The 16,603-nt window shown below is 40.9% G+C and carries 11 protein-coding genes and 2 pseudogenes; 2 read left to right on the top strand and 11 right to left on the bottom strand.

Features of this window, described 5'->3' with window-relative positions:
* Positions 1-246: 246 nt before the first annotated feature.
* From R2S57_RS03960 to R2S57_RS03930, 7 genes are all read right to left on the bottom strand, one after another.
* A complete protein-coding gene (locus R2S57_RS03960) occupies positions 247-831 on the bottom strand; it encodes an RNA polymerase sigma-70 factor (RefSeq protein ID WP_316843811.1) in 585 nt (194 codons plus the stop codon).
* Positions 832-1,057: 226 nt separating this feature from the next.
* Positions 1,058-2,995 carry an FAD-dependent oxidoreductase gene (locus R2S57_RS03955; protein ID WP_316843810.1) on the bottom strand — a complete coding sequence of 646 codons (1,938 nt, stop codon included), beginning with the start codon at positions 2,993-2,995 and terminating at the stop codon, positions 1,058-1,060.
* A 189-nt stretch (positions 2,996-3,184) separates the two neighbouring features.
* Positions 3,185-4,783 carry a SusD/RagB family nutrient-binding outer membrane lipoprotein gene (locus R2S57_RS03950; RefSeq protein WP_316843809.1) on the bottom strand — a complete coding sequence of 533 codons (1,599 nt, stop codon included), beginning with the start codon at positions 4,781-4,783 and terminating at the stop codon, positions 3,185-3,187.
* Between the two features lie 102 nt (positions 4,784-4,885).
* A complete protein-coding gene (locus R2S57_RS03945; protein ID WP_316843808.1) occupies positions 4,886-8,251 on the bottom strand; it encodes a SusC/RagA family TonB-linked outer membrane protein in 3,366 nt (1,121 codons plus the stop codon).
* A gap of 203 nt (positions 8,252-8,454) precedes the next feature.
* Positions 8,455-9,639: a FecR family protein gene (locus R2S57_RS03940; RefSeq protein WP_316843807.1), complete on the bottom strand. Its 1,185-nt coding sequence runs from the start codon at positions 9,637-9,639 to the stop codon at positions 8,455-8,457.
* 44 nt (positions 9,640-9,683) lie between these two features.
* Positions 9,684-10,325 carry an RNA polymerase sigma factor gene (locus R2S57_RS03935; protein WP_316843806.1) on the bottom strand — a complete coding sequence of 214 codons (642 nt, stop codon included), beginning with the start codon at positions 10,323-10,325 and terminating at the stop codon, positions 9,684-9,686.
* A gap of 108 nt (positions 10,326-10,433) precedes the next feature.
* On the bottom strand, positions 10,434-10,598 hold the full coding sequence (locus R2S57_RS03930) for a hypothetical protein (RefSeq protein WP_316843805.1): 165 nt from the start codon (positions 10,596-10,598) through the stop codon (positions 10,434-10,436).
* Positions 10,599-10,843: 245 nt separating this feature from the next.
* Here R2S57_RS03930 and R2S57_RS30465 point away from each other — a divergent pair.
* Together R2S57_RS30465 and R2S57_RS30460 are read left to right on the top strand one after the other, a co-directional pair.
* Positions 10,844-11,068 (top strand): annotated as a pseudogene (locus R2S57_RS30465) (Arm DNA-binding domain-containing protein); the annotation flags it as partial.
* A 146-nt stretch (positions 11,069-11,214) separates the two neighbouring features.
* Positions 11,215-11,439: pseudogene (locus R2S57_RS30460) on the top strand (Arm DNA-binding domain-containing protein); the annotation flags it as partial.
* A 348-nt stretch (positions 11,440-11,787) separates the two neighbouring features.
* Here the strand turns inward: R2S57_RS30460 and R2S57_RS03925 are convergent.
* The 4 genes from R2S57_RS03925 to R2S57_RS03910 are packed head-to-tail and all read right to left on the bottom strand — an operon-like array spanning position 11,788 to position 16,598.
* Entirely contained in the window at positions 11,788-12,534 is a 747-nt protein-coding gene (locus R2S57_RS03925; RefSeq protein ID WP_316843804.1) for a succinate dehydrogenase/fumarate reductase iron-sulfur subunit, read from the bottom strand.
* 16 nt (positions 12,535-12,550) lie between these two features.
* Positions 12,551-14,461: a fumarate reductase/succinate dehydrogenase flavoprotein subunit gene (locus tag R2S57_RS03920; protein ID WP_316843803.1), complete on the bottom strand. Its 1,911-nt coding sequence runs from the start codon at positions 14,459-14,461 to the stop codon at positions 12,551-12,553.
* Positions 14,462-14,463: 2 nt separating this feature from the next.
* The gene (locus R2S57_RS03915; RefSeq protein WP_316825134.1) at positions 14,464-15,126 is read right to left on the bottom strand and encodes a succinate dehydrogenase cytochrome b subunit; all 663 of its coding nucleotides are present in this window, start codon (positions 15,124-15,126) and stop codon (positions 14,464-14,466) included.
* A 41-nt stretch (positions 15,127-15,167) separates the two neighbouring features.
* The gene (locus R2S57_RS03910) at positions 15,168-16,598 is read right to left on the bottom strand and encodes an anion permease (RefSeq protein ID WP_316843802.1); all 1,431 of its coding nucleotides are present in this window, start codon (positions 16,596-16,598) and stop codon (positions 15,168-15,170) included.
* Between the last annotated feature and the right edge of the window lie 5 nt (positions 16,599-16,603).

Here is a 16,603-nt window from a genome sequence, read left to right as displayed (position 1 = left end):
TACGCTTTCCCGAAAGTTCGGGATACCTCGTTGCTGCAGGGTAACGCTTCAAACCGCGCGCTCGCTTCGGGCAGGAGACTAGATGGCAAAAACAGTATCTCATTTTCGTGGTTGCAGAGTGCAGAACCGCAGTTCCTAAACCCGGAATGGAACTAAATTAAGAATCCGTGTTTATTTGTGTCCATCTGTGGTCAAAAAATTTTAACTCACTAGCACTAGATGAGACACTAACCAACAGATAAAATTTTATTTTGTATTAAGATAGATGAATAAAACCGAGAGTGGAATATCTAATTTGTGCCTTAAAATATGGAGGGCTTTGTTAATTTGTTTCTTTACCGTAAGATCGGAAATATTAAGCTGCTCGGAAATTTTAGCATGACTTAGGTTTTCGTTTCGGCTCATTTCGAAAACCTGACGCATTTTTTTCGGCAGTAATTTTACTTCCCGATCGATGAGGCGTTTCAACTCATTAAAATTTACCTGCACATCTGTGCTAAATTCTCCTTTTTCGTAAAATGCACCAAGCTCGGTAATGTAATGATTTTTTGTTTTCTCTTTCCTAATCAGGTTTAAAACACTGTTTCGAGTTGAGCGGTATAAATAGGCATTGATATTGGTAGATGGTTCGAGATCTTTTGCTTTGTTCCAAAAACAGGTAAAAACCTCCTGAACAATATCCCTTGCTTCATCACGATTATGGAGCATATGGCGGGCATGTAAGTAGAGTACCGACCAGTAATGGTTATAAATTTCGGTAAATGCATCTTCTTTACCCAATTTGAGTTGGACAATTAAATCAGCATCAGAAAGGATACCACGAGGTTTCATTGAAAAAAATTAAAAGCCAGCCACTTTTATTTTACGATTGGTTAGGAGATCGTTCGATAAATATAGAAAATATCTTAAACAATAGTATTTAATGTTTATAAAAGCTAAACAAATATATACTATTTCTATAGACTTTATATGATAAATAAAAAAAACTAATACCTCTGCTAATAACTATTTATTTTTCAATCAATTACAAAACAAAAATACTTAACTAATAATCTTACTAAGAATTACGTGTACTGCCTGGTTGTTCCATCAATTTTTTTAGCTCGCCAAAATGCATTTCGTATACACCCCGTGGCGTCGTTTTGTGTTTAATACAAACCGCTGCTGCCTTACCTACAATTTCGCCCATCATTCCGCAGGTACGCATTACCCGTACAGGGCCAAGTCCATCGTTACTTACACTAATATCCCTTCCAGCCATAAACAGGTTGTCGATATTGCGGCTATAAAGAATCCGGTAAGGTGCCCAATACACCGCACCATAAACATAGCCCTCGCCAGTAGAGGCGTGCGATATAAACTCCTCACCTTTTAGCCCTTTGTCAAACTGTCCGTTTGCTTTATGGATATCGATGTGCCATGAACAAGGGAAAACGGCATCGTCAAATACTTTCCGCTTTAAAAAATCATCGCCTGTAAGTACTACATCGCCCATTAACCTTCGCGACTCGCGCTTGCCTGCTATAAATGCGCACCAACCTAAACGATGGTTGGGATATAATTTATCTACATTCTTTAGTGCATCCCAGGCGCCGTACATTGCTCTTAAATTTAAATCTCTTATTTTTTCGATGTCGGTGATCGGATTTTTATCAAAACCACTCTCCCAAAACCAGCCGCCCAGGTTACCTAAAGGATCGGTACTACCCCATTGGCCTTTATAATTTTTACGGCCAGGAAAAGGTTTATCGCTTAAATCTATTGCCCATGGACAACGTGGAAAAGGCTGTTCACGGTTACCGGTTTCCCACGATAAGGTAAGTGCAGTTTTATCTTTACACTCGCAATCCAATACCTGCTTTTCATCAGCTGCATCTAAAACGTTCCACAAATTAGAAGAACCCATCATATTTGAGCTGGCAATTTCGTAGTCGGCACCCGCTAAAAAACCGATGGAGGCATCGCCAGTACAATCGGCAAAATAGGTAGCGCTTATCTTTTTTTGCAGCGCTGTTTTGGTACTTTGAACAACCACTGCTGAAACCTTATTTTTTGTATGTTCTACGCTAATTGCCCTAAAATTGGTCAGTAAGGTAATACGGGGTTCATCAGCTATTATTTTCAACTTGCGTTCATCCCCAAAGTGTTGCCCTTTTATGGCGTTCCGCGAGCCATATACAGGTTCAGGTGTACCGGGCAGCATAATTTCTTCTACAATATCGCCAATATGCACGAAAGGTTTTTGTTGGGTCTTTCCTTCAGGCCATACCCTAACCTCCGAACTACCATTACCTCCTAAAACAGGTCTATCTTGTATTAAGGCTACTTTTAAACCATTCCGGGCAGCTGCCAAAGCGGCGCAGGTACCTGCTAAACCGCCACCAACTACGGCTAAATCAAAACTTCCACCATCTGCTGGCTGGCTTGGCAAACCAAGTAACTTCCGCCTAAACTTTGTTAGTGCCTTAACATCATTTGTAGGTTTAAAATTTTCGTCCCTGCAAAAAAGTATCGAATCACAGCGTCCTTCAAAGCCAGTTAAATCGTGCAGGGCAATATTGGCTTCTTTACCTACATTAACCAAGCCACCATCATGCCAATGCCACTCTTCTTTTTTGGTGCCAAAAATTTCTTTTACAGATTTACCATCAATAATGACCTGAAATTTCCCTGGCGCACCTGGTACTTTCCATGGAGCTACCCAATCGCGGGTGCGCACCCATATTCGATATTGACCAGCTGATGGAAATTTCACTGCGGTTTTGGCATCCTTAACCGGAATACCTAAACCGTGCGCCAATAAATATGGCGAGCCCATCTGGTCCATAGACTGTTGATCTAAATCCCAACCGCCCAGATCAGCAAATTGCTCCGCTTCTAAAAAAAGGAATTCGCCGCTTAAAGCTTCTTTTTTACTGCTGGCAAATAAATTTGCTCCGGCCAGCAAAAATAAACTGGTGCTTCCTGCTTTACCTATAAACTGTCGTCTGTTCATTGTTATAATTGTAATATTGATTATCTATTCTCATTTACCAGGTCAATTCATTGTATATAGCAAAAAGAATGAATGTAAACTTAACGTGGAAATAATCAAAAATGGACGGCAGCAGCCGCCCATTTTATTTGAGAGCGTAACTAAGGGTAACATTTAACAGCTTTACTTAACTCTGTTTTTCATAAACATTTAAAAATTCGGTCCGGCCTTATCCCACCACACGCGTGTACCTGCATTATCTGGACCGCCAAGTGCGCTTAATCCAAACTTCAGACCCTGTGCATTATTCAGCCCTTCTGATAGAATAAAAGGTAATCTGCGTGGGCCTATCTGCGTATCGACAGTTCCATTGCTTTTGTTCTGTGCAGCTGTAAACAGTTTGGGATAACCGGTTCTTCTGTAGTCGCACCAGGCTTCCTGGCCATCGGGGAAAATAGCCAGCCACTTCTGCGTAATAATGCGTTCTAGTTTTTGCTCCTGTGCTACACCTTCATCCCATTTAATGGTAATTGTAGACACGGCAGGTGTGCTATTGGAAGGCGCTAGAGGATCGATACAGGCAGTCTGTTTAGAAAGGTCATCACTTAAATAACTACCAACCTGTACGCCCCATTGCTCCATTGATTTTTGTACTCCTGTTTCGTAATTATCTTTGGCCGTACCTGTATTGGCCCAGCCACGAAGTGCAGCTTCTGCTTTTAAAAACCATACTTCTGCTGCATTAAATAGCATTTGCGGTGCAGCTCTATTAAACGTGGTTTCGTAATTATAGGTTGAAAAAGTTTTGTAGTTAAATTTTGAAACATCGATGCCTGTTCTTATACCCATGAAAGTGCCATTGATGCTCCCCTCTGTTGCAGGTAAAAGCATCTGCCGTGCTCTAGGATCTTTATATCCATCAAGATACGAGCCTAAAGAAGCGTTAGCCATATTATCTCTTACATATTGAAAGGTAATTAAATAGTAATCGTTGGGCCTGTTTCCGCTTTGTTTAAGTAATGCGTTATCTGTATTATCTGTAATTAATCCACCTTGTGCTGCCAAAGCAATTTCGCCTTGCTGTTTAGCCATGGCAGGGTCTATTTTGGAAATACGCATCGCCAGTCTCAAACGCAACGAGTTTACAAACTTCAGCCATCTTGTATAATTACCTCCATAAATTAAATCGTTGGCACCTAACCTATTTATGGGAGTTGCGGCGCTTGCGATATAGTTTTTCAGGTTACTAGCTGCTGTATCAAGCTGTTTAAAAAAGGCGGTATAAACTGTTTTTTGTTCATCATATGGGGTATGGGTAAATGATGTACCTGTTTGGGTATATGGAATAGGGCCAAATTTATCGGTAACCCTATCCATTGCAAAAACCTGGACGGCCAGTGCCACTGCCCAAACTTCTGGCAGAGTTACCCTGGCTCCGGCATCGCCAATTTTTTTAACTGGTGCCATTACGCCCAAATACAGAGGGCTAAAAGCTGCAGCATTCCAACCATCTACCATTGAATAGTTTAAATTATTTGTGCCGGCAACAAAATTTGTCGGTGACATTGAATATCCAGCATAAGCATCCGCATTTAAGTTATGCTGTAATTGGTAGGCGTTACCAGGTATAATATTGGTTTCGATCGGTCCTATTGCTGTTGCCAGAGCAGCGAGGGTCTGCTGTTCTGATAAGGCATTTGGATTGGAATTAAACTCTTCGAATTTTTTTGTACAGCCTGTACCAAAGGCTATTGTTAGCAAAATGGCACTGCATAGGCTAACAATATGGCTATATTTAATTTTTTTCATCTGTCTTTATTTTTTTATCAGTAATACGCTAATTAATTTTCAATATTTTTCGAAAATTGTCTTAACTTATTAGATCTTCAATGAGGTTTCAACAACGGTTAATTAAAAGTTTAGGCTTAAGTTTAAACCAATTTCGCGCGTGGCGGGCAAGCTGAAAAAATCAACCCCTGATATACCATTACCTGTCGACATTGTCAACTCGGGATCGTATGGTGCTTTGCGATAAAAGTAAAATAAGTTACGTCCCGTAAGCGATAGCGATGCTGTTCTTAAAAAACCACCTTTTAATGAGAATTTATAACCAAGTGCAGCTTCACGTAAGCGAACTACGGTAGCACTGTACATATATGCACCTGCAAAACTATTAGGCGCACCGATAGTTTCGAAATATTTTTTGGCATCTATTGTACTTACCGGATTTCCATTCACATCTACAGCATTGATAGATACGCCTCCTGCATCCCTGGCTGCCCCTGATTCTGCTGATACACCTTTAAAATCCATATAGGCCTGAGTTAGCGACATTACCTGGCCGCCAAATTTGCCATCAACCAATAGGCTTAAGCTAAAATCTTTGTAAGTAAAGGTGTTGTTCCAACCGGCCTGGAATTTTGGATTTGGATTACCCACATACTGAAATGGAGTTTTTTGAGGTGTGCCATTAGCACTTAGTTTAATCCTACCCTGATCATCTCTTAAAAAATCTTCGGCATAAATATCACCATACGAACCATTTTTCCTTACTACCGACTGGTATCCATAACTCGTACCCGTTAAATAATAAGGACTGGTATCATCCGAGCCATCAGCCAAGGTAGCTACCTGTAAAATTTTGTTTTTGTTTGATGATGCATTGATAGCGCTATTCCAGGAAAAATTGCCATTCCTGATGGCATCAATACCTAAAATAGCCGAAAAACCAGTATTCTGAACATTACCTGCATTATAATATACGGTACCAAACAAAGTAGTAGTTGTTGGCGTACTCGGGAAAAACTGGTTTTTGGTATTTGTTTTATAATATGTGAAATTTAAATTTATCCTGTCTTTCATAAAACGTAGATCGGTACCAAACTCAAAAGTTTTTGTACGTTCTGGCTCTAATTTTTTGTTCGAACCTGCAAAATTAAATATCAGAGATCCTGCTGCATTCTGTGTATTTTGAACGCGGGTTAAACCTGTTGGAATGGAACTGCCTACGATCGTGTAAGAGCCGCGTACTTTTGCATATGAGATAAACTCAGGTAGCTTTGTCATTTCCGAGACGATCAAAGATAAGCCCGCAGATGGATAATTATAGTATTGCTTATCTGTAAAGGCCAGAGCAGAAGACCAGTCTTGCCTAAATGTAAGTGTGGCATAGGCCCAGGTTTTATATGACAAATCTAAACTCCCAAATACCGCCTGCAACTGGCCATGGTTAGGGGAAAATGTTGAGGATGGATTGAGTACAGGCGCAGTAGTGGTTGCCTGTGTAGAAGCACCGATTTGTTGTGGTGCTAATGCAATAATATTGGTTGCTACAAAATAATCAGGGGTTAGCAGTGCTCCGCCCATTGAAAAACCATTATTTTTCGTGTCAGTGATGCTCCCCCCAATTAAACCACCTATTTTAAAATCTTTAGTTTGCAAAGGGATTTTAAAATTGGCAATCGCATCTGCATACTTTTGAGTACGGGTAAGCGAATTGATAGTATATAAACTTGTTCCTGCTCCGCTACCCAGGTACTGAGGATCGGTACCCCAATATACCTTTCTTTCAAAATCGTCGGTTGAACGGTCCATATTGCCACGAACCTGTATATTCAACCAATCAGCAAAAGTATATTTTGCACTTGCGGTAATAAACATACGGTTACGTTTATTTACTATAGGATGTTTATTTAAAAGCCACCAAGGGTTTTCTTGATGTAAAGCACCAAGTTTATACGGCCAATTTTCACGGTCGGTGCCAATCTTATCAGTAAAAATATAATTTTCTTTATATGGAGTAATATCGGTACCCCGTGGAAATAAGTATAGCGACATTAAAGGATTTGGAAACCCCCCAACAGTTGGCGTATTATTTACATTTTGACTAATGTAGTTCAAACTCCCATCAATGGTTAGTTTGTTATCTAAAAAGTTAGCCGTTTCTCTTAAATTAAGATTATGTCTATCTAAATCATTGGTAGGCTGTATACCACGCGCAGCAGTATTTGCATAGGATATATAGGTTTGTGCAACACTATTACCAGCCGAAAAATTAATAGCGTTGGTAAAATTGTTACCAGTTTGGAAATACTGATCTAAATTATTGTAACTAGAATTTATTGGATCACCCCAACTTGGTAAATCAGTTTTATTAGCAAGGTTTGATGGGCCATAGTTATCTTGGAATTTTGGTCTGTAGGCAGCATTACTGATCTGGAACCCACTATTGATATTAATTTCGGCCTTACCTGCCTTACCTTTTTTAGTAGTAATTAAGATCACGCCGTTTTGCGCCTGGCTACCATACAGAGCAGATGCTGAGGCTCCTTCAAGTACAGATATACTTGCTATATCTTCTGGGTTAATATTAGATATACCATCGCCACCCTCGCTGGCACCAAAACCGTATAAAGAGTTGGCCTGCCCTGAAGCATTACCTCCATTTTGCAATGGCACCCCATCAATTACATATAATGGTTGATTGCCACCGCTGATAGACCTGTTACCGCGCAGGTTAACTTTTACCGAACCACCAACTCCAGATGCACTCGGCGAAATGGTAACACCAGCCACTTTACCGTTAAGCGCATTAATCATATTAGGCTGCTTTACTGCAGTTAACTGCTTGCCATCAAGCTGTTGTACATTATAGGAAAGTCCTCTTGATGATTTCTCTACCCCTAAAGCCGTTACCACCACCTCATCTAATTTCTGTTCCGAAGGTGTTAATGTAATGGTGGCTGTACTAACATCGCCAGCCGTTAATTCTTTGGTCTGGTAACCGATATAGCTAATTACCAAAATTGCCGCATTATCTTTTACCTTAATGGCAAATTCGCCAGTTCCTGAAGTAGAGGTTATATTCTTTGTCCCTTTTTCTGTTATGGTTACACCAGGTATGGGCTGCCCCTTTTCATCCACTACTTTTCCATTTATCGGAATTTCGATAGTTTGATTAATGGTGTTATTATATATTAAATTTCCTTTCAGTTTTAATAAAACAGCGCGGTCTTCAATCTTGTACGATATGGGCTGATTGGTAAAGCAGAGTGCAAGTACCTCTTCTATGCTGGCATCCTTAACATTAATGGTTACAGGATGGGCATTTTTTAATATTTTGTTGTTGTATAAAAAATCATAGCCACTTTGCACCCTGATGGCGTACATGATCTGGCGCAAGGAAGCCTGATTTTTATTAAGGGTAATTTTTTGCGCAAATGTTGATGCACTTACCTGCATAATTACCGTAATGAGTAAAAAAGCAATTAATTTCATAACCAGCAAGATTTTCTTATGGATAGGGCGGTTGCCTCCATGCCTGGATTGTAAGTTTAAATTCATAAATTTGAATTGTTGGGTTTAGTTGAAAATGGTTCAAGTCATTTTTTATTCCGGTTTTCCGGAAAGGGTAATCCCATCGCCCGGTTGAAAGTGTTGACGCACTTTCAGCCATTTTTTGGCATTACCATGATAAAGTATTAATTGATCACAGTAACCCTCCTTCCTTCAATTTTAAAATGTACGTCGCCATTATATTCGAGCATCTTTAAAATGGCAGATAGATTTCTTGATCTCGAAATTTTACCCGAAAAGGTAAGGTCTGCATCTGGCTTGACTTGGTACACTATTTCAACATCATACCATCTGGCAATTTTGGTCATAATGCCTTCAAGGTTTTCATTGAACTGAAAATCTCCATTTTTCCATGCCACTGCTTCCTCTATATCTACATCATCTGATAAAACGATACCCCTGGCATTCACCTGCGCCTGCTGGCCAGGCTTTAATAATTGAGATTGCCCTTTGTTAACCACCTTTACCGAACCTTCTAGTAAAGTGGTTTTAATCAGTCTATCGTCCGCATATGCCATGATATTGAAATGGGTTCCTAATACTTCGACTAGCTGTGCGCCACTCTCTACTCTAAAAGGTAGTTTTTTGTGATGCGCAACTTCAAAATAAGCCTCGCCCGTTATTTTTACCCTTCTTACGTTACCGGCAAATTTGGTTGGATAGGTTATACTCGATTGGGCGTTTAGCCAAACCTTAGTTTGATCTGGAAGAATGATCTGCCATTGTCCGCCTGCCGGAACCTCGATAGTATTGTAACCGACCTCACTAGCTTGACCAGTTGCACCAGATAGATCATAAACCAATTGACCATTGGCTGTTTTTACAATATTAACACCAGATTCGGAGGCCAGTTGGCCGTTTGAGACCTGATTGAGATTAATTTTTGTTCCGTTGGCCAGGGTGAGCATAGCTTTGTTACTACCGGGCGTAATATCTTTCACCGAAACTTTGCTCAAATGTTCGTTGTTAGAATGGCGGTCATTTCTAAAAAACAGCCCTGCACCTAAAATTAACATCAATGAAGCTGCAACGGCATATTTTGTAAAAAGATTAAACCAGCGAAGCCTGAATATGGTATTTCCACCTGAAATACGATAATCCAGTTTGGCAAACTGGTTTTCAGCCTCTTGTGCAGATAGGCTATTGCCTAGTAGCAATACCATTGCTTTTAGGCCGTTTATCTCATCCCTACGGTCGGGATTGGCTATCAGCCATTGCTCCCAATAATGGACATCTTCCGGATTTTTCTTGAGGCAATAATTTAAAAAACGCTCGTCTTCCAGAAGTGCTCTAATATTTTGATACTGCATTATACTTGGTTTTAAACAATAGAGCAACCTCCATTAGATTTTCACTACTGTTTAACAAAAAAAAAGTAAAAAAAAGCAGAAAGTATTAATAACGCGAGTGAAAGCAGTTTAACCTGCTCTTTTCCCATTAATTCCTTAAGTTTATCAACAGCATTATAAATGGTATTGTAAACTGTGTTAATGGAAATGTTATTTGCCAGAGCAATTTCCTTATAACTCAGGCCAAGATAAAATTTTTGGTAAATCAATGATTTTTGTCGCTGAGGCAATTTATCGAGAAAGCTATTCAAAATCCTGCTTACGTCTTGTTGTGTACCTTTTGCAATATAATCGGCCTCAACAGAGTTCGTTACGACCAGATCAGGAAAATCATCATTCAATACATAGTCATCCAGGTCATATTTTTTCCTTTTATAAAGTTTGCGTAAAAATGCGGTAACAAGGTAATTGTGATGATCGTGTATGTGCGTCAGTTTACCCTGGTTTTCCCAGATGTAAAGAAACAATTCGTTAAAAACATCATTAGTCTTGCTGCTAGAAAAACCCTTTTTTAGAGAAATAAAACTAAAATAGTGATAATAATGTAGATAAATCTTTTTAAAAGCATCACCGTCTCCATTTGCAATAAACAAACTCCAGTGCGGTTTTAAATTGCTGCCATGCAATAAATCTGGGTGCTCCTCCATTTAGTTGATCTAAATATATTGAATTAAGTTTACAGACATTAGAAAGTTAAAATTTTTCAGGTCAGCGTATTTTAAATTTGTACGGTTTTTCCAAAAATTAATAAATCGTTACTGAACAATAGCCCGCATTTTGCCGCTCTTAGGAAACATGCGACGGATATATAAATATAATCCGGCCCAGTACTGGTTATAAATTTCGGTAAACGCTCCTTCTTTACCCAATTTTAGCGTGACAATTAAATCAACCTCAGAAAGTATACTGCTTGGTTTCATAAAAAACAAAAAAGCTTTGCACTTTTATTTTGCGACTGGTTAGGGATCACGCTATAAATATAGAAAAAATCTAAACAATAGTATTCGGTGTTTACAAAGGCTAAACAAGAACATACAGATCCTAAATGTATTTGCACATTTAAATCTTTTGAATATTGCAAAGCTAAATTTGTTAACCATTAATGTAAGACATTATGAAAACCAATTTCAGCTTGCTCTTCTATTTGTAGAAGTCAAAAAATTATCAAAACGGCCCTGTAGCAATCTACATGAGGATTACTGATGATGGTAAAAGATCCGAAATCACTAAAGGAAGATCCTGTGAACCGGAGAAGTGGATTGTTGCCACCGGTCGGATCAATGGGAAAAAAGAGGATACAAGGTCCGTGAACGCCTACCTAACGGACCTGCAGATGAAGATCTTTGAAGCGCATCGTCAGCTTAGCCTATGCCGCAACCTGATTACATAAGCTAAACAAGAACATACAGATCCTAAATGTATTTGCACATTTAAATCTTTTGAATACTGCAAAGCTAAATTTGTTAACCAATAATGTAAGACATTATGAAAACCAATTTCAGCTTGCTCTTCTATTTGTAGAAGTCAAAAAATTATCAAAACGGCCCTGTAGCAATCTACATGAGGATTACTGATGATGGTAAAAGATCCGAAATCACTAAAGGAAGATCCTGTGAACCGGAGAAGTGGATTGTTGCCACCGGTCGGATCAATGGGAAAAAAGAGGATACAAGGTCCGTGAACGCCTACCTAACGGACCTGCAGATGAAGATCTTTGAAGCGCATCGTCAGCTTAGCCTATGCCGCAACCTGATTACATAAGCTAAACAAGAACATACAGATCCTAAATGTATTTACACATTTTAATCTTTCATATGATTCAACAGAAAATCTGCGATATTACCCTCAACCGTATTCATATTGGGTTTCCCAAAAGTAGTCTTTGTCACGTCGCGGCCTTTTATTGCTGTACTCAACTTGGACGTATCTATTAGTTTCAACAAATGTCAATAATCCCAAGTTCATAACTCTTTAAAGCGTGCTGAGGATAAGTTCTCGTGAATATAAATATTGTAGATATAGTAATTCCACAGAAAAACGCACTTTCATATCATACACATAAGTGCCAATTCTAATCGCTTTCCGCTTCGGGCCCGCCAGATTGGCAAATTATTTACGTATAACTAAGGCTTTGTTGTAACCGGCATTCATCCTTGCAATATGTAGCACTGAAATTTCCTGTGGGCACTCTGCTTCGCAGGCCTCGGTATTGGAACAGTGCCCAAATCCTTCTTCATCCATCCTGTTAACCATATTTATAACCCGATCTGATGATTCTACTTTTCCCTGGGGCAGAAGAACCAGATGGGATATTTTAGCTGAAGTAAAAAGTGCAGCGCTTGAGTTTTTACAGGTAGCCACACAGGCTCCACAGCCTATACATGCTGCAGCATCAAATGCGGCCTCAGCTGTTTCATGAGCTATTAAAATACTGTTAGGTTCTGGTGCCTGCCCTGTGGATGCTGAAATGTAGCCCCCCGCCTGGATGATATGATCAAAAGCCGAACGGTCTATCTTAAGATCGCGCAGGACCGGAAAAGCTGCTGCTCTAAAAGGCTCGATGTAAACCGTCTCACCATCTTTGAAGGTCCTCATGTGCAGCTGGCAGGTTGTAGTGCCTTTTAACGGCCCATGTGCACGGCCATTGATCATCAAGCCACAGGTACCACAGATCCCTTCTCTACAGTCGTGGTCAAATTCGATCACCCGCTCTCCTTTTTGGATCAGCCTCTCGTTCAACAGATCCAGCATTTCCAAAAAGGACATATGCACAGAAATCCCATCAACTTCATAATTCACCATACTTCCTTTTGATTCCTTATGCTCCTGTCGCCAGATTTTGAGATATAATTTCATAATAATCCTTCCTTAACTATTTATAACTTCTAACTGTAAGCTTTACCGCTTCGAAGCTGAGCGGTTCTTTATGTAACTCCTGTTGCTGCCCCTTGCCTTTCCATTCCCAGGCTGATACATAGCAAAAATCTTCATCATTACGCACAGCCTCCCCATCAGCAGTCTGATATTCTTCCCTGAAATGCGCTCCGCAGGATTCTTCGCGCTGTAAGGCATCATAACACATCAGCTCGCCCAGTTCCAAAAAATCAGAAACCCGCCCTGCTTTTTCCAGTTCCGAGTTGATTCCATTATCTCCTGTGATCTTAAGTTCGTGGTCAAAAGATTTCTTCAATGCCCTGATTTCAATTATTGCCTGTTCCAGGCTTTCTTTGGTACGCGACAATCCACATTTATCGTAAAGCAGTTTACCCAAAGTTTTATGGAAATAATCGGCAGAGAGGTGTCCATTACAGCTTAAGAACTGCCTAATCTCTTCCTTTACCAATATTTCGGCCTCAGCAAATGCAGGATGATCCGTAGTGATTTCCTCACCTTTAATTTCTCCTGAAAGGTAATTTGGGATGGTATAAGGCGCGATAAAATAGCCATCAACACAGGCCTGCAATAAAGAGTTGGCCCCTAAACGGTTTGCCCCATGGTCAGAAAAATTGGCCTCGCCCAAAGCAAAGAGTCCCGGTATGGTGGTCATCAGCTCGTAATCTACCCACAGGCCTCCCATGGTAAAATGGGCTGCAGGCGAAATGAGCATAGGCTCTTTATATGCATTTACACCGTTGATTTTATTGTACATCCTAAACAGGTTGCCGTATTTTTCTTCAATCTTGTCTTTTCCCTGTTCCTTTATCGCTCTGGAAAAATCAAGGCATACCGCGTTTTTCATCGGGCCAACCCCACATCCAGCATCAATTCGTTCTTTTGCAGCTCTCGAAGAAATATCGCGGGGAGAAAGGTTACCAAAAGCAGGGTATCGCCGCTCAAGATAATAATCTCTTTCTTCCTCAGGGATATCGTTTGGCGTTCTGGTATCCCCCGCTTTTAGGGGCACCCAGATCCTGCCATCGTTACGGAGCGATTCGGACATCAGGGTTAGTTTAGACTGTGTTTCGCCAATCTGGGGCAAACAGGTAGGATGAAACTGTACCCAGCTCACCCCCGACATAAATGCACCTTTTTTATGTGCCCGCCAGATTGCTGAAGTATTACAGCCCATTGCCAGTGTAGAGAGGTAATATACTTTCCCATATCCTCCTGTAGCTAACACTACAGCATGGGCAGCATAACGTTCAATTTCTCCCGTTTCAAGGTTACGGACAATAACGCCCCTTGCTTTTCCACCAACTAGTACCAGATCGAGCATTTCGTGGCGAGTATATGTTTTTACCTTCCCTGCATTAACCTGCCGCATTAATGCCTGATAGGCTCCGATCATCAATTGTTGCCCGGTTTGGCCCCTGGCATAAAAAGTGCGCGAGACCTGTACACCACCAAAAGAACGGTTATCCAGATAGCCGCCATATTCCCTTGCAAAAGGAACCCCCTGGGCCACGGCCTGATCGATCAGGGCCAGTGAACATTCGGCCAAACGGTACACGTTTGCTTCACGCGAGCGGAAATCCCCACCTTTAATGGTATCGTAGAACATTCTATAAACGCTGTCACCATCGTTTTTATAATTTTTAGCCGCATTCACACCGCCCTGAGCTGCAACTGAATGCGCTCTTCGTGCCGAATCCTGAAAACAAAAACTAGTCACATTATATCCTTGTTCGGCCAGCGTAGCCGCACAAGAAGCGCCAGCCAAACCAGTGCCAACCACGATGATATTAAGCTTTTTGCGGTTCGCTGGATTGATGAGTTTGGAAGTATCCTTATAGTTCGTCCATTTGTTGGCAAGCTCGCCGGGTGAGATTTTCGAGTTCAGCATAATTAAATGTGATTAAAATAAACATATAAAGGGATCGTCATAAAACCAAGGGTGATCAATGTGGTATATACCCAGCCAAGAACCCGCATTACTTTAACATATTTGGGATGATAAATCCCCAAAGTTCTGGTAGCACCAAAAAAGCCGTGCAGCAGGTGAAAGCCTAAGGCCAAAAACGAAATTTCGTAAACAAATACATACCATCCTTGCTGAAAAGATCTTACAACAATTAAGTACAGGTCCTTATTCCCCTTTTCATCCAATGGAAGACTGCCAAATTTGTACACATACCAGTAATCTTTAAAATGGATGACAAGAAAAACCAGTATAATTGTTCCCAGAATGCCCATATTCCTACTGTTCCAGGTACTTACCTCACCTCGCCTGTCATAAACATATTTCGCTCCATTAGCTTTACTGTTCTTTCGGGAGATTAACAGTGCATAAACCGCATGGCCTATTAATGAAAGATACAGGATATACGAGATGACGTTGATGATAATATTCCCCGACAGAAGATGCGAGTACCAGTTAAACTGCTCTCTGGCGGTAGATGGCGGCAATAATAACTGTAGGTTTCCCAACAAATGGATAATGAGAAAAAAGCAAAGAAACAGCCCTGTTGAGGCCATGATGAGCTTATATATGAGTGTTGTCTGTTTCATCACGCTATATTATAAAGGGATAATTGTTTATTAAGGTCGACCTACCATAGCCCGATTATCTTCCACCATAAGCCACCCACTAAAAACCAGACCAACAGAAACAATGTGCTCATAAAAAAGCCCTGTTTCCACCAGTCCTTAAGATCGACATAAGTGCTGCCGAAAAATATCGGGGCTGGTCCATGTCCGTAGTGGGTCAATGAGCCCATCAAAGAAGCACAGGCGCCTAAGAAAATGGCAAGCATGGTACCAGGTACCCCAACAGCAATACCAACAGCAAGGAAAACAGAATACATAGCCGCTACCTGTGCGGTTGCACTGGCAAACATATAATGACAATAGGAATAAACCAGGATAATAACCGGAAAGGCTAGCTGCCAGCTCAAATGAGCCATTTCTGCACCTACCAGATGACCGAACCAACCGATAAAACCCAAAGAATTCAAGAACGATCCCATCATTACCAATGAAGAAAACCATACAATGGTATCCCAGGCGCCTTTTTCCGATTTCACATCATCCCAGGTGAGCACACCGCATAAAAGCAGGATGCACAGTCCGATAAGCGCACCTGTGGTCGCATCTATCGCAAAAAGATTTCCAAAAATCCAGAGTACCAACAGGATTACAAATGTTGCTACCATCAGCCACTCGGGCAAGGTAATAGGTCCCATTTCTTTTAATTGTTTTGCCGCGATTGCCGGGGCTTCTTTAGTCGTTTTTAATTCTGGCGGGTAAAACCTATATAGAAAAAGTGGAATAAGGAGGAAACATACCAGGCCGGGAACAATAGCTGCAATGGCCCAACTTCCCCAGGTAATGGTAATTCCCAGATCCTTGGCAAATTTCTGCGCCATCGGGTTACTGGCTGTAGCGGTTAAAAACATAACCGAGGTAATCATATTTGCATTATAACTGCTTAAAGTTAAAAAAGCTCCGATCTTTCTATGACTAACGGGCTCTTCTGGCAATGAGCCCATATTTACCGCGATGGATTTCATGATCGGAAAGATGACACCTCCCGCCCTTGCGGTATTGCTCGGGATCGCTGGTGCGAGGATCAGATCGGCAGTATTCAGTCCATAAGCTAAGCCCAGTGGACTTTTGCCAAAGATCCTGATAAAACTATAGGCAATCCGCGTACCCAGGCCGGTTTTGATAAAACCTCTCGCAATAAAGAAAGCCAGACCTATGAGCCAGATTGTTGAATTACCAAAGCCACTTAAGGCATTAGTGATGGATTTTGTCGGATCACCTGGAGCAAGAACCTGTGTAGCGGCACAAAGTGTGATCCCAATAATGGCCATTGTGCCCATAGAGGCTGCTTTTGAAATAATGCCCACAATTGTAGCTACAAAAATAGCCAGCAGATGCCAGGCATTGGGTTTTACGCCTTCAGGAGCTGGAATAAGCCAAATGGCCAGGCCGATAACAAGTGTGATAATGAGCGATTTTAAATTGATCTCTTTCATGTTTT

This window comes from Pedobacter psychrodurus, assembly GCF_032678585.1.
Lineage (GTDB): Bacteria > Bacteroidota > Bacteroidia > Sphingobacteriales > Sphingobacteriaceae > Pedobacter > Pedobacter psychrodurus_A.
The sequence above is the reverse complement of the archived record's forward strand: the minus strand, read 5'-3'. Positions and strand labels throughout refer to the sequence as shown.